Consider the following 14,194-nt stretch of genomic DNA (forward strand, 5'->3'; position numbering starts at 1 on the left):
ATTCGGCTAAAATTGCTATGTCTGATTGGATTAACTCCGCACTTGACAGTGATATTCCTCAACTTCAAAAGTGTGCAAATACTATGATGAATTGGCTTACAGGTATTCTTAATTCATTTTCTTCCACTATCACAAACGGCTTTACTGAAGGTTGCAACAACAAAATCAAAGTCCTTAAACGCAACGCTTACGGTTACAGAAATTTCAACCGTTTTCGTAATCGTATTTTACATATATTTTCTCTTAAATCTGTCAATTGTCAAAAACAAGCGACAACTTGACGCTATCGCTTGTTTTTAATATTTCATTCATTTTCATTTTTTCGGGTTACCCCAATTATTGACATTGAGCCTTTTTTGATTGTTCTCCTTTCAAGCCAGCCGCCCGCTCCCGACATCTTGGGCGGTTGGTACATAACAATAATTCAAGAGCCAATCATTATATTTCTAATTTTGTTTTAGAAGTATAGTGATTGGCTCTTTTTTTGTTGCAAAAAAAATTTGAAGAGGTGATTATTTTGTATGTAGATCCAATGCTATATGCGGCCGAGGAATTAGCGAATGCAATCATCATAAAAGCGGCACATGATTACAGGGAAGCAATGAAAAATTTATGGTTGTGTCCAAAAAGTGCTTGTGACAGACATACAATCATTGAATGTGAGAGCTTTTTCAGGTCTCCGTATTTTAATATGTTGACAGCAGTTGACGGAGTCTGGCTGATGAATAAGTTAAAAGAAGAATTTGAAACAAAAACGAAAAAGGAGTTGGAGAAATGCATTTCACCGAAAATAAAGAACTGCAGAGATTTGAGCGCGATATGAAGGTCGTGCCTAACTTTGAGAGAAAAGAGGTTTGGGAGTTTGCCGACAGCTGTTCCGAATGCAGAAACTGTGACTGCAAGCTCGATAGCTGCGTAGAAGCTCACTGCCCGTATATCAAAAGGAAAATCCAATCAAACGCAATCATCACAAGGGATTTGGTTGAAACGTTCCTGCTCGACAACCGGTATATCCCTTTCGCGCATCGTGTGATCGATCTACTCGCTAAATACAAAGGCAACAAGCTCTTCTGCAGTAAAGCTCATAAGGCGGCCTTTGAAGCGGCTATGCAGGAAATCAATGAGGATGACTTTAATCACATAGCCTGTGTTTACACATTGACCATCCGCCCGAATATTTGGGATCACGCCGTACATACCTCGCAAGGGTATTTTTGTATGACATCAGATCTTGAACCGAAGGACAGAGTGCTCATTGATTTTGCGAATGACCTCTATCTCGGAACAAAAAGATTATCACTGAAAGAGATCTCCTTTCGCAGAAACATCTGTGACAAGGAGTTTTTTTATATCTGTAATGCCATTCTGATTCGCAGATTCGGTACGGCAGTTATCAAGAAGGGAGAAAGGTAACGATGTGCAGTGTCAGCAGATATCAGACCGGCAAAAGGAGGGAGGAAATGACTGAAGAATACCCCGTGTTGATCGGACACTCAGTCAGAACAGAGAAGAAGCTCTTCGATATTGAGCAAGTCGCGGATTTCATTTGTGAGCAAGGAATGTACGGAGAGGTGACAGTGGAAAAGCCAAACGGCAGCTTGTTACTTACGACTTACGGCATCTACCTTGATAAAATCACGGATTTGAAATACCGCGCAAAGCTTCTCGAAATCTTAGTTCCGAAGCAGCAGGCTCTTGAAAAGGCTGAATTCGGTTTTGCTTTCGGGGAAATCATGTAGAAGCATTGCTTCAGGAAGGAAAAATTATGAACGAATACGAAAGACTTCGCAGACAGGCAGAAGGTCTCCGCAGTATGTATCCGCCCGGCACGAGAGTGGAATGCCTCTGTATGAACGATCCGTTTGCTCCTGTTCCGAGCGGAACAAAGGGGAGCGTGATGTTTGTTGATGACATCGCTCAGATCCATGTGAATTGGGATAACGGAAGTTCACTTGCATTAAACAGGGATGAGGATTCATTCAGAAAACTGTCTTCCGAAGAAGTTGAAGCAGAAAACAACGCTGCAGAGAATCAGGACGAAGCTCCCGAAGAATCAAGCGGCATGAAAATGAAGATGTAGAGGTGATGAATTATACTGTTGGATTTGAGATGACAAGTTATGTCTATCAAATTCTTTGATATGTTTTCGGGCATCGGCGGTTTCAGGTCGGGACTTGAAGCCATAGACGGTTTTGAGTGCGTCGGCTATTGTGAGATCGACAAGTATGCCAAGAAAGCGTATGAAGCTATATACGATACAGAAGGAGAGTTATACTTTGAGGACGCAAGAACAATCGATCCGAAAGACTTGCCCGATATTGATCTTATCGTTGGAGGATTCCCTTGTCAGTCGTTCAGCATCTGCGGAAAGCGCGGCGGATTCGAGGACGCCAGAGGAACGCTGTTCTTTGAAATTGCCCGGATTGCCGAGGTTAAAAGACCTAAGTATTTGTTGCTTGAAAACGTACCCGGATTGCTTAACCACGACTCCGGCAGGACATTTGCAACCATCCTCAGTACGATGGACGAATTGGGGTATGATGTCACGTGGCAAGTGCTTAACAGCAAAGATTACGGAGTGCCGCAAGCCAGACGCAGGGTGTACATTGTCGGATATAATCGAGAAAAATGTACAGGAAAAGTATTATCTTTCACACAAGCAAGTGGGGACGCTCCTTTACAGCTCAAAGGAGGCTGTCAGGGAAAGCGGCTTTACTCCTCAGACGGAGTAGGCGTAACGCTCACAAGCGGAACAGGCGGCTTCGGCGGTAAGACAGGTATCTATCTTATTGAGGATTTCGGACTGAGAATCAAGGTGAAAACAAAAAAGGGTTTTCAAATCGCTCAACCCGGCGATACCATCGATACGGCTTACGCAACGATCAATTCAAGACGCGGTAGGGTAGGTTATGAAATCGCCCATACGCTGACAACGAGCGCGACGCAGGCTTATTACTTTGTGGACTTGAACACCGATCCACAGCTTACGGAGATTGCAAGGTGTATAACCGCAAGGTACAACGCAGGCATCGGCAGACGAAAAGCGGAACGGTCGGGCATCTTCCTTGAAGAAATAGATGAAAACGCGCCGTTTGCGGTTTTGATCGTAGATAAGAACGGAGAGTATCATATCGGCAGGATCCGCAGATTAACGCCGAGAGAGTGCTGGCGGTTGCAGGGATTTACAGATGAACAATTTGACAAAGCTCTTGCCGCAGGCATTTCGGACAATCAGTTATACAAGATGGCAGGCAACGCGGTATCCGTACCCGTTATAACTGCCATAGGCAGAGTTATTAAGGAAGTCGAAGAAAGGAATTCATAATGAACGAAACAACAGCAGTATTTTTAGGAATCATCATCGGAGTTTTTCTCGTCCTTTTCTGCTGTGCCATCCTTTTCGCGTATATCAAGATTTCCAAGAGGATCGATACCTTCAAGGAAACGGAGAGGAAAGCATATACGAAGGCTCGTGAAAGGGCAGAGGAAAAGTACAATGAGCTGGATGAGAGAATCAAATCGCTTGAAAATTCAGAGCGTGGAAAGAAGCTCTCCGATGAGAAGCTCAAGCTTGAGATCGAAACGCTGAAAAAGTCGAGGGTAGCTCCTCACGCCAGACACCGTACAAACGTGATCCCGTTTGAACAGGATACGGAATAAAAAGTAATTTACAGCAATATCAATCGTTTCTAAATGTAATGGTTGATATTGCTTTTTGCATTTAGGGCGGTTGATACATTTTTACCGTGAGCAGTAAGTTGAAGCCCCACCGAAAACGATGCTATCCATTAGCAGAAACCTTTGCGGTGGGGATTGCCAACGGCGGCTCGCCGGATGGGAGAGTGATAACATCAAAAGCCCGGTCACCTGGGTGGGAAACAAAAGTCCGATACTTCATATCTTGTATGCTATGTTCCCCGATAAGCACGACAGATACATTGAGCCGTTCGGCGGTTCATGTGCTGTGCTTCTCGGAAAACGCCGTAAGGACAAGTTTGAAGTTTACAACGACTACAACCGCAATCTGACAAATCTGTTTAGAGTGATGATCTTTCGACCTAACGCTTTCAAAGTCGAACTTGGCTTTTGCCATTTGAATTCAAGAGATTTTTTCGAGGAATGGAAGCGCCGAATCAACACAGAGGATTTCCATAATCCGTATTTCGAGGAAGAACTGAAGCTCACGGAAGTCCTTTACGACATTGATGTAGCCAAAGCTGTCCTTGAAATCCAGAACAGGATAGAGAACGACTGCGATCTGCACAGAGCAGCGACCTTCCTCAAACTGATTCGCCACAGCTATTCGAGCTCATGCAAGAGCTTTGCCAGTCAGCCGTTTGACATCAGCAAACTGTATGACGGAATCGAGCAGCTTGCCATCAGGATGAATAACGCAGTTGTGGAAAATCAGGACTTCGAAACGCTAATCAAGCACTACGATCGTGAGGATTCGTTCTTCTACTGTGATCCGCCGTATTTCAGCAGTGAGTATGTATATGACTGCGGATTCACTTGGGAAGATCACGTCAGATTGCATGACACGCTTGTAAATGCCAAAGGCAAGTGGCTGTTATCATATAACGATTGTCCCGAAATAAGAGAGTTGTATAAAGGCTATTCGTTCTATGATTTCAAGCGGGTACACAGCATGGTTCAGAAGTATGATCCCGGCAAGGAGTTTCCCGAACTCCTCATTGCCAATTATGATTTGAGCGAGAAAGCGCGAAACTTCTCGTGGCAGATCGATTTGTTTACACCCATAGAAGCAATTAAAGATATAGATACCATTATGAAGGAGAGTATAAGATACAATGGAAAAAGAATTTGCTGACTTTAACGACATGGCACTTGTGTGCATTCCCGTGGAAATCCTGTTGACCGCAAAGATCCCCGCCCATAATGTGGTGACTTTCTCCGCAAAGCAGGGCGTGATCGTCATTCAGGATTCCGGAATGACTTCGGAAGAAATGAAACAGTGCGGCTGTGACTGCGTTTGCGAAGAGTGCCGCGAGAAAATGACAAGACAGAGAGGTACGAAATAATGACATTGATCAAGTTTTTAGGCAAAGAAGGAAGAACAACCATCCCGTATCCCATCCGCATGAAACTCGGCTGGAAGAAAGGCGACATCATAACCTTTTCGGATCTGCCCGACGGCTCCGTTTTGGTAACGAGAGAGTTTATCTGCGACGGTTGCGAGGAAGTACCCACAGAGCCTGTGCCGAATGAACCCGAACAGGTCGAGGAAGAAATCACGCTTCAGGATGCTTTGGACGGTCTCACCGAGCAGGAGCAGCGCGAAGCCCTCATTTATCTTACGATGAAGTGGGCGGCGCAGCAGGCAGGAGCTTCGAGAAGATGAGGCTAAAAATCTACCAGATGGAGTCAAGCGAGAGGACTCACGGCAAGAAATTCTTTGGACTTCCAAAAGAGGGTGTGGATCCGTCGCTCTACAAGAATGTCTACTACGGCGATGTAGAAGCGGAGAATCTCGAAGATGTTTACCGCCTGTTCAATACAAGCCGTCCGATGACGCATCAAGGACACAGTTTGTCAGTTTCGGATGTCGTTCAGGTGTGTAATGAGAATGAGGATTTGGTAACGCCGAACGGCTCCTACTTCGTTCAGGATATCGGCTTCAAGAAAATCGACTTCAACGCTTCCAAAGCTAAGGAGCAGGAGGGTATGAGAGTGGTATATGTCACCCCGAACAATACGCCTCTTGATATCCGCATCAGAACAGACCTCAGAGATCTTCAGAATGCAGTCGGCGGCTTGATTCAGCCGATCGATAACGATGACGGTACTGTTATCGTCGGCAATGATGAAGCAAAGCTCATCGGCATGAAAGGAAACCGCCATCTTGATTACGGCGGTATCATTGCAGGTCCGTTCTTTGTCTGCGGCGACGCGGGTGAGGAATTCCGCTCCCTTACAGATGAAGAAGCGGAGAAATATATGCAGAAATACGCTGAACCCGAAGAAATCAGCGACCAGGAGGTAGCCGGTGATATGGGATTCAGAATTATCAGTTTTTAAGAAAGGATTTTACAATATGGCTAAAACCAACACCTATAAAGGAAACAAAAACACAGGCAAAAAGGCTCCTATGCCGAGAATCAATGCCAAGATCGATAATCTCGTAGATAACGACACCAATCTTCGCGCTTTCGCAAGTGTGACTGTCGGCGGCGCAGTTGCCATTCACGGTTTGCGCGTTATGGATTCCAAGAAAGGGTTGTTCGTTTCCATGCCGTCCTATTCCTATGAGGACAGCAACGGCGAAACAAAGTATGCCGATTACGCTCATCCCATTTCCAAAGAGGCAAGAGAAGCGATCAATTCAAAGGTACTCGACGCCTACGAGCAGGCACTTGAAGAGTCTGAGGACGAGGACGAGGGGGAGAACTACGCCGAATCCGAGGATGAGGAATCTGAATACGGCTCTGAGGATTACGATGAAGAACCCGATGAAGTGCCGAGCTTCCGTCCGAGGATGTAATCATGAGGAAAAAACCGGAGCTGACGGAAGAACAGCAGAAGGAAAAAGAAATCAATGAGCTGATTATGACAGAGGACAACATCGAGATGACGGCTCACCTTGAACACTGTCCCGAATGTCAGCAGGGAGGTGTTAACGGAATGTTGAAAATATTCTCTCTTATAGGCTGCGATATTTATGACGAGCATGAGGAAGAATCCGAGGACTTTGAGGACGAGGAAGATATTTCTCACGGTTTCAGACAAAAAATGTGATTTTGGTCTGGCTATTTTGAAAATATGTGGTATTGTGTTTGCTAAGAAAGGAGCGCGATCAATATGAAGAAAAACATCGCAATAATATTAACAATCCTTATGGCGGCAAACGCACTTACCGCATGTACACAAGCCAACGGTACGACAGAATCATCAGTCGCAAGTACCACCAAAACAGTAGTTTCAACAATGGATGAAGCGGAGAAACCTACGCAGGGAACGACAGCTGCAACCGAATCGGTTACCGCCGAAACTTCGCCTGTGTCGGACAAATCCGAGCCATCGACAACTAAGCCGAGCAAGCCGAAAAAGACCGAAACAAGCCAAAATTCGGGCAGTGTTGGGCAGAATAACAGCAATGACGGAGAACAGTCCGGTTCTCCTCAAACAAGCAATAATGAGGCTCCGGCACAGCAGCCCAAAGCGGAATCAACTCCCAAAGCTGCTGATACTCCGAAGTCAGAAAACAAGCCAAAGGCTACGGAAAAGCCAAAGTCAGAGAGCAAGCCGAAACAGACGGAAAAACCTAAATCCGAGGAAAAGCCAAAGCAAACCGAGAAGCCCGCAGAACAGCCGAAGAAGAAATCAATCGACTTCGGGCGCGTAACAAACGCCTTGATTGGCTACGGAACATCACTCGGTATGGTGTATAACTCCTCGCTTAATACCGGAAACGCCGGATGGTTTCCACCGCTTGATGTCAGCGATTACAGCGATACCGACAGTGTGATCTCCGCAGGGTATGACGAGGTCGGCTATCTGCCATACTACTTCGGCAGCAGTGCCGAACCCGGAGATATCGCGTTCAACGTGATCGCAAGTAACAATCAAATATATGTAGTCTATGGATAATATCGAAACACCCGAACTCGCTTCGGGTGTTTTCTGTTAGAAACGAGGTGAGAAAACTTATGAATATCTTATCGAAAATTGAATATGACGGAATAATTGCGGAAATCGAATTTCCGATTGATGACGATGAGCTTGACCGGTTATTGAAGGAAAACTATATGCCGACTGATACAACAAAGCTATTCTATGTGAGGGCTATAGATTATCCCAATGTGCTTTCTGTACTCTCTAAAAGCGAAGTGAATCTTGATCAGCTGAATTACCTCGCCAAAAGACTTGATTGTTTGGATGACGACGAAATGGATCAGTTTGTAGTCGCAGTTGATCATGAGCATATGGGCAGCCTCAGAGATTTGATAAATCTTTCGTTCAACCTTGATAAGTTTACTTTGATCAAAGACATCAGCGACATGACAAAGGTCGGCAGAGAATATATTCTCAACACCGAGGGAAGTGTTCCTGCTGATTCGAAGTATGACGAGCACTACGCCCAAGTCGGTATGAATCTGCTGAATTCAGGTCGCGGAGTATTTACACCCAAAGGGCTCCTGTTCAGGGAGGATAAACCGCTTGAAGAACTCTATGACGGTCAAGTGTTCCCGTACTTTGCCTACAATGCGTCCATCGTGGATATCGAGATAGAGTACAACGGGAAATCTGAAATGGTGTTCTTGCCTGATTCCGAACTTGCTTTCGGAAAAGCACTAAAGCGACTTGGCGCACCGGATTTGGAAGCGTGTGAATGTTCGCTTGAGTTGACGAATGCCAGATACAGTAAATTGGTTGATTCGTTCAATGAAGTGTTTGAAAAAGACGGCATCAACGAGTTGAACAGTATTTTGAAAACACTGGATGAATATGATATCGATCCCAATAAGGTAGCCGCTCTTTTAGAATACACAGGTGCAACTTCGTCAAGCGACATCAATGTTCTGATAGACAGCGCTGATGACTTTGAGCTTATTACCGAAATTGATGAGGGCGACTATGACGAAGTCGGCAGATATTTCATCAATCACTCCGACGATTACGACTTGTCTGAGGAATTGGAAGATTTCTTCAACTTCGATCAGTTCGGAGAATATATCGCGGACGAGCATTCAGGTCAATTCGTATCAGGCGGCTTCATCTACTATGCTGGTTATACCGGACTGGACGAGATTCTCGATCAGCTTGATACAGCCGACAACTCTATGAGAATGGGAGGCATGTGATATGACCGATGAGCGAAGAAAAGAACTGTTTGACAGTGCGTTGTTTTGGATAACCTCTCACATTCACGATGACGATGAGATTTATAATTCACTTCATAATGTTATCGGAATGACAGATTTTGAAATCGTAGACTGCGGTATTGATTATCTAAGCGAGTATTTTACGGACAGACCGAATAAAACTATGCTCTTCTCAAAGGTAACACTTACCGCCGACAACGGTTCTACAGATGAATTCCTTTGCAGTGGCATCGTAAACAGCGAAGAGGATTTGGAAAACGCTGACCTTTACAATGAATTCCTTGAAGATAACTCTGATGCGGAGAGCATTGAGGTCAATGCCAAAGCTTACTCGTTTGGAGAAGGAGAGTCGGAGAATGCAAGTGATGATGATCTTATATATATCGCAACAAGAGGTGAGGAATTCCTTCACAGTGATGAAGTTGATGAAATCGAATCGTCTCATTTCATTATCCTTACCGACAACGAGGATTTTGATGAAGAGGATGATGAATCGTTCAGAATGGGAGGCATGTAATGGCTATTCTGTTCTCAAAAGTAACGCTGACTGCCGATAACGGAAATACAGCGCAGCTTCTGTGCGGCGGGATCCCCACAAGCAACTATGACTTGGAGGATTGGCTGATTTATCAGAAGTTTATATGCGACAATATGAGTTGCCGTGAAATCAAGGCGAAGGTGGAATCCTTCCTCTATGGCGAAGGAGAAATCTTTAACGCCAATGAATATGAGGTCGCTGCCTACACGGGCAGAGGGGAGAAATTCCTCAATCATCCCGATGTGCATCAGCACGGCAATTCAGAATTCACGATCTATACTCCCATAATCAGAAGCGAGGTGAAATTATGCTGATTACAGCAGTTGTAACTAACAGAGGCAATACCCTTGTGGTGGATTTGCCTTGTGACAGAAGCGACCTTGACATGAAACTCTTTTCAGTCGGTCGCGAATTATCCCACAACACCCCCATATCGGCTGATTCCAAAATCAAAGTAAAACTGTTAGCCGACAGCGACATCGGCGCTCACTTGATCAAGCTGTTCAATGACAGCCATACGATGAGAGATGTAAATAATCTGGCACACGCGGTTATGAACGCACCCGATGAAGTCAAAGAAGCGATAGAATCGGATATTATTCACGATCAGTATTCCTCACCGCAGGAGCTGATGGAAGATATCAGAAAGCAATCTTATGAAGCCGGACAATACACGGAAACCTTCTACTTTCCGCTTGTCGGCAGGCTCGAAGATGAAGAGTACGGCGATGAGTATGAAGTCGACAACCGCTTCCTTTGTTCCTACGAGTGGGATATCAAAGAGCTCGTAGATAAAGAACAGGATTCCGATTTGGATGATATGAAAGAATATTTCTACGATGATGAAAACGCCAGGGCGAAGATGGTTACCGCAAGGTGGGGCGTAGACGAGAAGAACGGTACGCTCTACGGCAAGGTGGATTTCAAGCTTCGTGAGCCATTCACATCAGAGGAAAAAGAGAAAGTCAGAGAGTGGGTGTCCGGTCAGAATTCGGATGGGTTTGGAGAAGGTCTTGAACAAAGACCTATCGAAACCGAGGACGGTGACCTCTATGTCTCCATGTGGAGTGCCGATCACTATTTCATCTATGACGAGAATGAGATGAACGAATTTCTCTCTCAGCAGCAAAGCGGAGGGATGAAGCTGTGAAATATGCAGATTTATCCACTTGGCTCGAAAACGACGCGGCTCACCACTGTGTGATTGAAGAGAGAGGTGATAAGAAGAACCTGGTCAAAATCCCATATGATGATGACTTTGACTTCCTCTATTACCAGAGAGTTTGCAACGGAAACAATCTGTCCCGTACACAGGCATTTTATTACTGCGGTATATACAACAAACTTGATGGCAGACTTTATGATTTGCAAAGTGTATTAAAAGGTAATTTGCCTGATATTGATTCGAGAAAGACGGTCTTCTCGTTGCGTGACGATTTTGAAGCTTCTGTTCGCAGCTTTATCACCAATATCGTAGACGATAATGTAGATAATCTCCGGAGTCCGTTCTTTGAGGATGAATCATATCAGCAAAAGCTTGACCATTTCAAGGAATACTACGCTGAATCAACTGTCCGCCAAAAGTTCTTGGACGGAGAAACATCAGAAGATGTGAAATTCCAATGCGACTATGATTGTGACAGATTTGAAGAAGCGCAGATGATACGGTATCTCAAATACCCGTCTGCGGCCGTTGAAGAAGCGGCGACAGAGTATTGGCAAACGCATCAGGATGATATGTTGCTTGAACTGTATATGAACGACCACATCAAGGATTGTCTTGAAAAATTGGAAGCTCAGGAAGATACCCGTTTCCACCGCCAGAGAGAAATCAGCAAGGCGGTAAACGAAAGCGGAGCAAAATCCGTTAATGTTACGATTCAACGTGACGGAAAGGATTTCACGTTCAAATATCCGGCGTTCAACCTCGGATGTAATGCGTATATGGATTATCATTCATGGGATATGCCCGCGAAGGACAGGGAGAACTTCCGCAATATGTTTGAGGAAGGCTCACGGTTCTATCCACAGGAGATCACTGCGATCACCTACAGAGGAAAGCAAATCTATGAAGCCGAACCTTGGGGTGTGGGAGAAACTCCCGTTGAGGATGAAGGCTCCACTATGAAAATGTAGGAGGTGTAAAAATGGCATGGATACAAATTGAACTAACCGCCGAAAAAGAAAACGGCGACGGATACTTCTATTCTTCACTTGATTTGCCTGCGACAAAAATGCAGATCGAGAATGCCAAACAGCAGGCTAGGTATATGGAACACGTCAACATCTATCGGGATATCTCGGTATATGAGTCTGACGGAATCAATTTCGATAATGTCAGGCTCGATACCACAAGCATCGAGGAACTCAACTTTCTTGCAAAGCGGCTGAACTCATTAGAACGCCACGAGCAAATCGCTTACGACGCGGTAACTGAGAAATACTTTGGCAAAGAGGGAAAAGAACTTCCTTCCGTAAAAGATTTAATAAATCTGACTTACGGCTTGGACGCTGTTCCGCTTGTTCCCGATATAACTGATCTTGAAGAACTCGGCAGATTTGCCGTAGAAAACAGCTTTATCACAGATTTAGAGAATCTGCCTGATTCGGCGCTGAAGTTTCTCGACTATGAAGCTATCGGACAGCAGCAGATGGATAACGATGAAGGATACTTTATCAACGGCTTCTACGTTGCCACCTATGGCTACAAAAATCCACAAGTATATGACGGAGAGCATATTCCTCCGACAGAGGATTTTGAAAATGCGGTTTTCAGACTTCTTGTGGCAAAAGCTCCCGAAGAGGATCCCGGCGAAGTGTTAGACAGCGCGCAGTGGCTTGAACTGCCGATCGGTATTGACGAACTCCACGAGTTTGCCGAAAAGCTCGGCGCAGACAGCATTGAGGACTGTGTCTATTATCAACTTCAAAGCGGCATACCCCAGATCGACGAGGATGTCTTTGACTCAATGGATGATATAGAAACGCTCAATATCATTGCAAATGAATACCTTATGCAGTCCTATGATAATAGGGCTTTGTTCAAAGCAATCATTGAAGCCGAAAACATCGGCTCTCTTGAAGAAATGAAGCGGGTATTTGAAGTGCTTGATAGATACAGTTTGTGCTATCAGGATGAAAACGCCGATGAATTCTTTAAAAGATATCTTGCCTACCACGCGCCAACAGATTTTGACGGCAAATGGTTTGAAAAGATTTCTTCTCATGACGATGCCCAAAAGCTTCTCGAAGCACTCGGCGCGAAGGTCACAAATTATGGAATCGTATCTGCTTGCAACAGGTCTTTGTATGAGAATGTGGATTTTCCAACTCCGCTTAGCGAGAGCGAATCATATGATTTTGAACTCATGGAAGTGTGTGGTGTGAAAGGTATATACGTTGATAGACGTATTGATGACAGCGAAGTCCCGGACGGCATGTACCGTTATGATTTCAGAGAAGGAAAAGGCGTCGACAATGTTTATTTCGGATCAATTGAACCCGAAGTAAAGATCGATCATGCAGGCTCGTTCATCACGAAAGAACCGCTCGATTTCGGAACTGACGGGTATATCGAACTTGATTATGACTCAGAACCCAACTTTCTCGGAGAATTTATGACACCGGAAGAATTTACCCACACAGACTTCTCTGAAGAAGAAACCGATGATGAACCCATACAATCAGGAGGTATGAAGTTGTGATAACTACGATTAAAGCAGAAGATTTGAGGAAGATGCAGGGCAAAGAAGGCTTGATCCTGCAAGGCTGCGGAGGAGATCCGCAGGAGTGGCTTGACGGTATAAACGAAATGCTGACCGACGCGAAGGTGCTGATTGACGGCACGAAATTCAGCGATGTGAGTGTGTTTGAACACGAAGGGCTGACGAACATTCTGTTCCCGTTCAGCAATGACGTTCACCTTGATACCGGTAAATTCGCTATGTGGCGGCTCGCTACCAATGAAAACTTCGGCAGCACATGGCTCTCAGATTACGTTGAGAACAATCTTGGCGGTTTCCAAACAGAGCAGAAAGAAAAAGCCAAACCGGACTGTGCTTTGATAGGACAGGACGGCAACATCTTCAATCTGATGGGCATTGCATCCCGTACTCTTAAGCAGAACGGAATGAAGGAAGAAGCGTCTGAGATGTGCAGCAGGATAACGAAATCCGGCAGCTACTCAGAAGCACTTGGCATCATCGGAGAATACGTCAATATCACGGACAGCGCCGAGAGCGATGACTATGACGATGATGACTTCGATGAGGATGATGACGAAGGGATGGGTATGCGATTATGACCTACGATGAATTCACAGACAAAATCGAAAGTCTCAACGAAGATACAGACGCTGTTGATATTTACACCTCAGAGGATTTCCAATGTGATCAGACAGGCGGATTTCCAACTATGCTATGCGTGAATTGGGATAAGGGAAAGGCTTGGCTGCAGCTCAACGACTTTCTCATTGCCGACGGCATAGACGTTTCGAAAATTCAGCAAAGATGTGTTGATTTCGGTATCCGTGATTGTAACGATGTTGAGGATTTCAACAATATTCTGAAATCTCTTGGAGAGGACGCAGAACAGACGACGTATCTTCTCGAAGATTCTGATTGCGAAGAAGGGCAGGGGTTGAAATTATGAAAACCTTAATCCTGACAGATGACGAATCCGAAGTTTTGGAAGAACTCGTAGGTAAGGCGCTTTGCGGATATACCGATAAGCAAACCGAAAAGATCCTATCAGGATTGGAAGAAAAGTTCGCAAATCTTAACAGTGATGAATCCCACCGGATGAAGCTGTAAGT

At 45.0% G+C, this 14,194-nt stretch carries 23 protein-coding genes and 1 pseudogene; all 24 read left to right on the forward strand.

All coding sequences use genetic code 11. The annotated features are described in order from the left end of the window. The coding region (locus BLP46_RS13265) for a transposase (RefSeq protein WP_318259437.1) at positions 1 to 281 on the forward strand (281 nt) is incomplete at its 5' end. 236 nt (positions 282 to 517) lie between these two features. After that, a complete protein-coding gene (locus BLP46_RS02950; protein WP_143000430.1) occupies positions 518 to 823 on the forward strand; it encodes a hypothetical protein in 306 nt (101 codons plus the stop codon). Next, a complete protein-coding gene (locus BLP46_RS02955; RefSeq protein ID WP_092975379.1) occupies positions 775 to 1,413 on the forward strand; it encodes a hypothetical protein in 639 nt (212 codons plus the stop codon). The genes BLP46_RS02950 and BLP46_RS02955 overlap by 49 nt, the downstream gene beginning before the upstream one ends. Before the next feature lie 47 nt (positions 1,414 to 1,460). Beyond that, entirely contained in the window at positions 1,461 to 1,739 is a 279-nt protein-coding gene (locus BLP46_RS02960) for a hypothetical protein (protein WP_143000431.1), read from the forward strand. A 26-nt stretch (positions 1,740 to 1,765) separates the two neighbouring features. After that, complete coding sequence (locus tag BLP46_RS02965; RefSeq protein ID WP_092975385.1) at positions 1,766 to 2,080, forward strand: DUF4314 domain-containing protein; 315 nt, start codon at positions 1,766 to 1,768, stop codon at positions 2,078 to 2,080. 39 nt (positions 2,081 to 2,119) lie between these two features. Next, a complete protein-coding gene (dcm, locus tag BLP46_RS02970) occupies positions 2,120 to 3,325 on the forward strand; it encodes a DNA (cytosine-5-)-methyltransferase (RefSeq protein ID WP_092975388.1) in 1,206 nt (401 codons plus the stop codon). Beyond that, a complete protein-coding gene (locus BLP46_RS02975; protein ID WP_092975390.1) occupies positions 3,325 to 3,660 on the forward strand; it encodes a hypothetical protein in 336 nt (111 codons plus the stop codon). Before dcm ends, BLP46_RS02975 begins: the two co-directional genes overlap by 1 nt. A gap of 211 nt (positions 3,661 to 3,871) precedes the next feature. Further along, a complete protein-coding gene (locus tag BLP46_RS02980; protein WP_092975393.1) occupies positions 3,872 to 4,831 on the forward strand; it encodes a DNA adenine methylase in 960 nt (319 codons plus the stop codon). Beyond that, positions 4,812 to 5,042, forward strand: coding sequence for a hypothetical protein (locus BLP46_RS02985; protein ID WP_092975396.1), 231 nt, complete (start codon positions 4,812 to 4,814; stop codon positions 5,040 to 5,042). The genes BLP46_RS02980 and BLP46_RS02985 overlap by 20 nt, the downstream gene beginning before the upstream one ends. After that, positions 5,042 to 5,161 (forward strand): annotated as a pseudogene (locus BLP46_RS13520) (AbrB/MazE/SpoVT family DNA-binding domain-containing protein); the annotation flags it as partial. The gene BLP46_RS02985 and the pseudogene BLP46_RS13520, both read left to right, overlap by 1 nt. A 3-nt stretch (positions 5,162 to 5,164) precedes the next feature. Beyond that, positions 5,165 to 5,362, forward strand: a complete 198-nt coding sequence (locus tag BLP46_RS12795) for a hypothetical protein (protein ID WP_143000432.1) — start codon at positions 5,165 to 5,167, stop codon at positions 5,360 to 5,362. Continuing rightward, positions 5,359 to 6,039 carry a DUF3846 domain-containing protein gene (locus BLP46_RS02995; protein WP_092975402.1) on the forward strand — a complete coding sequence of 227 codons (681 nt, stop codon included), beginning with the start codon at positions 5,359 to 5,361 and terminating at the stop codon, positions 6,037 to 6,039. The genes BLP46_RS12795 and BLP46_RS02995 overlap by 4 nt, the downstream gene beginning before the upstream one ends. A 16-nt stretch (positions 6,040 to 6,055) precedes the next feature. After that, a complete protein-coding gene (locus BLP46_RS03000) occupies positions 6,056 to 6,502 on the forward strand; it encodes a SpoVG family protein (protein ID WP_143000433.1) in 447 nt (148 codons plus the stop codon). A gap of 2 nt (positions 6,503 to 6,504) precedes the next feature. Next, positions 6,505 to 6,756 carry a hypothetical protein gene (locus tag BLP46_RS03005; protein ID WP_092975408.1) on the forward strand — a complete coding sequence of 84 codons (252 nt, stop codon included), beginning with the start codon at positions 6,505 to 6,507 and terminating at the stop codon, positions 6,754 to 6,756. A gap of 63 nt (positions 6,757 to 6,819) precedes the next feature. Then, positions 6,820 to 7,608, forward strand: a complete 789-nt coding sequence (locus tag BLP46_RS03010; RefSeq protein ID WP_092975411.1) for a hypothetical protein — start codon at positions 6,820 to 6,822, stop codon at positions 7,606 to 7,608. 59 nt (positions 7,609 to 7,667) lie between these two features. Then, positions 7,668 to 8,822: a hypothetical protein gene (locus BLP46_RS03015; RefSeq protein ID WP_092975414.1), complete on the forward strand. Its 1,155-nt coding sequence runs from the start codon at positions 7,668 to 7,670 to the stop codon at positions 8,820 to 8,822. 1 nt (position 8,823) lies between these two features. Next, positions 8,824 to 9,360 (forward strand): hypothetical protein, encoded by a 537-nt coding sequence (locus BLP46_RS03020; RefSeq protein WP_092975417.1) that lies wholly within the window; start codon positions 8,824 to 8,826, stop codon positions 9,358 to 9,360. Then, on the forward strand, positions 9,360 to 9,695 hold the full coding sequence (locus tag BLP46_RS03025; protein ID WP_092975420.1) for a hypothetical protein: 336 nt from the start codon (positions 9,360 to 9,362) through the stop codon (positions 9,693 to 9,695). Before BLP46_RS03020 ends, BLP46_RS03025 begins: the two co-directional genes overlap by 1 nt. After that, entirely contained in the window at positions 9,689 to 10,531 is an 843-nt protein-coding gene (locus BLP46_RS03030; RefSeq protein ID WP_092975423.1) for a hypothetical protein, read from the forward strand. The genes BLP46_RS03025 and BLP46_RS03030 overlap by 7 nt, the downstream gene beginning before the upstream one ends. Continuing rightward, positions 10,528 to 11,517: a hypothetical protein gene (locus BLP46_RS03035; RefSeq protein ID WP_092975426.1), complete on the forward strand. Its 990-nt coding sequence runs from the start codon at positions 10,528 to 10,530 to the stop codon at positions 11,515 to 11,517. The genes BLP46_RS03030 and BLP46_RS03035 overlap by 4 nt, the downstream gene beginning before the upstream one ends. 11 nt (positions 11,518 to 11,528) lie before the next feature. Continuing rightward, positions 11,529 to 13,085 (forward strand): LPD28 domain-containing protein, encoded by a 1,557-nt coding sequence (locus BLP46_RS03040; protein WP_092975429.1) that lies wholly within the window; start codon positions 11,529 to 11,531, stop codon positions 13,083 to 13,085. Beyond that, positions 13,082 to 13,684 carry a hypothetical protein gene (locus tag BLP46_RS03045; RefSeq protein WP_502685985.1) on the forward strand — a complete coding sequence of 201 codons (603 nt, stop codon included), beginning with the start codon at positions 13,082 to 13,084 and terminating at the stop codon, positions 13,682 to 13,684. The genes BLP46_RS03040 and BLP46_RS03045 overlap by 4 nt, the downstream gene beginning before the upstream one ends. Further along, complete coding sequence (locus BLP46_RS03050; RefSeq protein ID WP_092975432.1) at positions 13,681 to 14,031, forward strand: hypothetical protein; 351 nt, start codon at positions 13,681 to 13,683, stop codon at positions 14,029 to 14,031. Before BLP46_RS03045 ends, BLP46_RS03050 begins: the two co-directional genes overlap by 4 nt. Continuing rightward, positions 14,028 to 14,192, forward strand: a complete 165-nt coding sequence (locus tag BLP46_RS12950) for a hypothetical protein (RefSeq protein ID WP_167669155.1) — start codon at positions 14,028 to 14,030, stop codon at positions 14,190 to 14,192. Before BLP46_RS03050 ends, BLP46_RS12950 begins: the two co-directional genes overlap by 4 nt. Positions 14,193 to 14,194: the final 2 nt, after the last annotated feature.

Source organism: Ruminococcus sp. YE282 (assembly GCA_900101355.1).
GTDB classification, from domain to species: Bacteria; Bacillota; Clostridia; order Oscillospirales; family Acutalibacteraceae; genus Ruminococcoides; species Ruminococcoides bromii_A.

Bases quoted from the DNA above. Each gene is read 5' to 3' on its own strand.
- BLP46_RS02965 (WP_092975385.1), top strand. From the start codon at position 1,766: ATGAACGAATACGAAAGACTTCGCAGACAGGCAGAAGGTCTCCGCAGT.
- BLP46_RS02985 (WP_092975396.1), top strand. From the start codon at position 4,812: ATGGAAAAAGAATTTGCTGACTTTAACGACATGGCACTTGTGTGCATT.
- BLP46_RS02955 (WP_092975379.1), top strand. From the start codon at position 775: ATGCATTTCACCGAAAATAAAGAACTGCAGAGATTTGAGCGCGATATG.
- dcm (WP_092975388.1), top strand. From the start codon at position 2,120: ATGTCTATCAAATTCTTTGATATGTTTTCGGGCATCGGCGGTTTCAGG.
- BLP46_RS03040 (WP_092975429.1), top strand. From the start codon at position 11,529: ATGGCATGGATACAAATTGAACTAACCGCCGAAAAAGAAAACGGCGAC.
- BLP46_RS03020 (WP_092975417.1), top strand. From the start codon at position 8,824: ATGACCGATGAGCGAAGAAAAGAACTGTTTGACAGTGCGTTGTTTTGG.
- BLP46_RS02960 (WP_143000431.1), top strand. From the start codon at position 1,461: ATGACTGAAGAATACCCCGTGTTGATCGGACACTCAGTCAGAACAGAG.
- BLP46_RS03030 (WP_092975423.1), top strand. From the start codon at position 9,689: ATGCTGATTACAGCAGTTGTAACTAACAGAGGCAATACCCTTGTGGTG.
- BLP46_RS03010 (WP_092975411.1), top strand. From the start codon at position 6,820: ATGAAGAAAAACATCGCAATAATATTAACAATCCTTATGGCGGCAAAC.
- BLP46_RS03005 (WP_092975408.1), top strand. From the start codon at position 6,505: ATGAGGAAAAAACCGGAGCTGACGGAAGAACAGCAGAAGGAAAAAGAA.
- BLP46_RS03015 (WP_092975414.1), top strand. From the start codon at position 7,668: ATGAATATCTTATCGAAAATTGAATATGACGGAATAATTGCGGAAATC.
- BLP46_RS03050 (WP_092975432.1), top strand. From the start codon at position 13,681: ATGACCTACGATGAATTCACAGACAAAATCGAAAGTCTCAACGAAGAT.
- BLP46_RS12950 (WP_167669155.1), top strand. From the start codon at position 14,028: ATGAAAACCTTAATCCTGACAGATGACGAATCCGAAGTTTTGGAAGAA.
- BLP46_RS03000 (WP_143000433.1), top strand. From the start codon at position 6,056: ATGGCTAAAACCAACACCTATAAAGGAAACAAAAACACAGGCAAAAAG.
- BLP46_RS02975 (WP_092975390.1), top strand. From the start codon at position 3,325: ATGAACGAAACAACAGCAGTATTTTTAGGAATCATCATCGGAGTTTTT.
- BLP46_RS03025 (WP_092975420.1), top strand. From the start codon at position 9,360: ATGGCTATTCTGTTCTCAAAAGTAACGCTGACTGCCGATAACGGAAAT.
- BLP46_RS02995 (WP_092975402.1), top strand. From the start codon at position 5,359: ATGAGGCTAAAAATCTACCAGATGGAGTCAAGCGAGAGGACTCACGGC.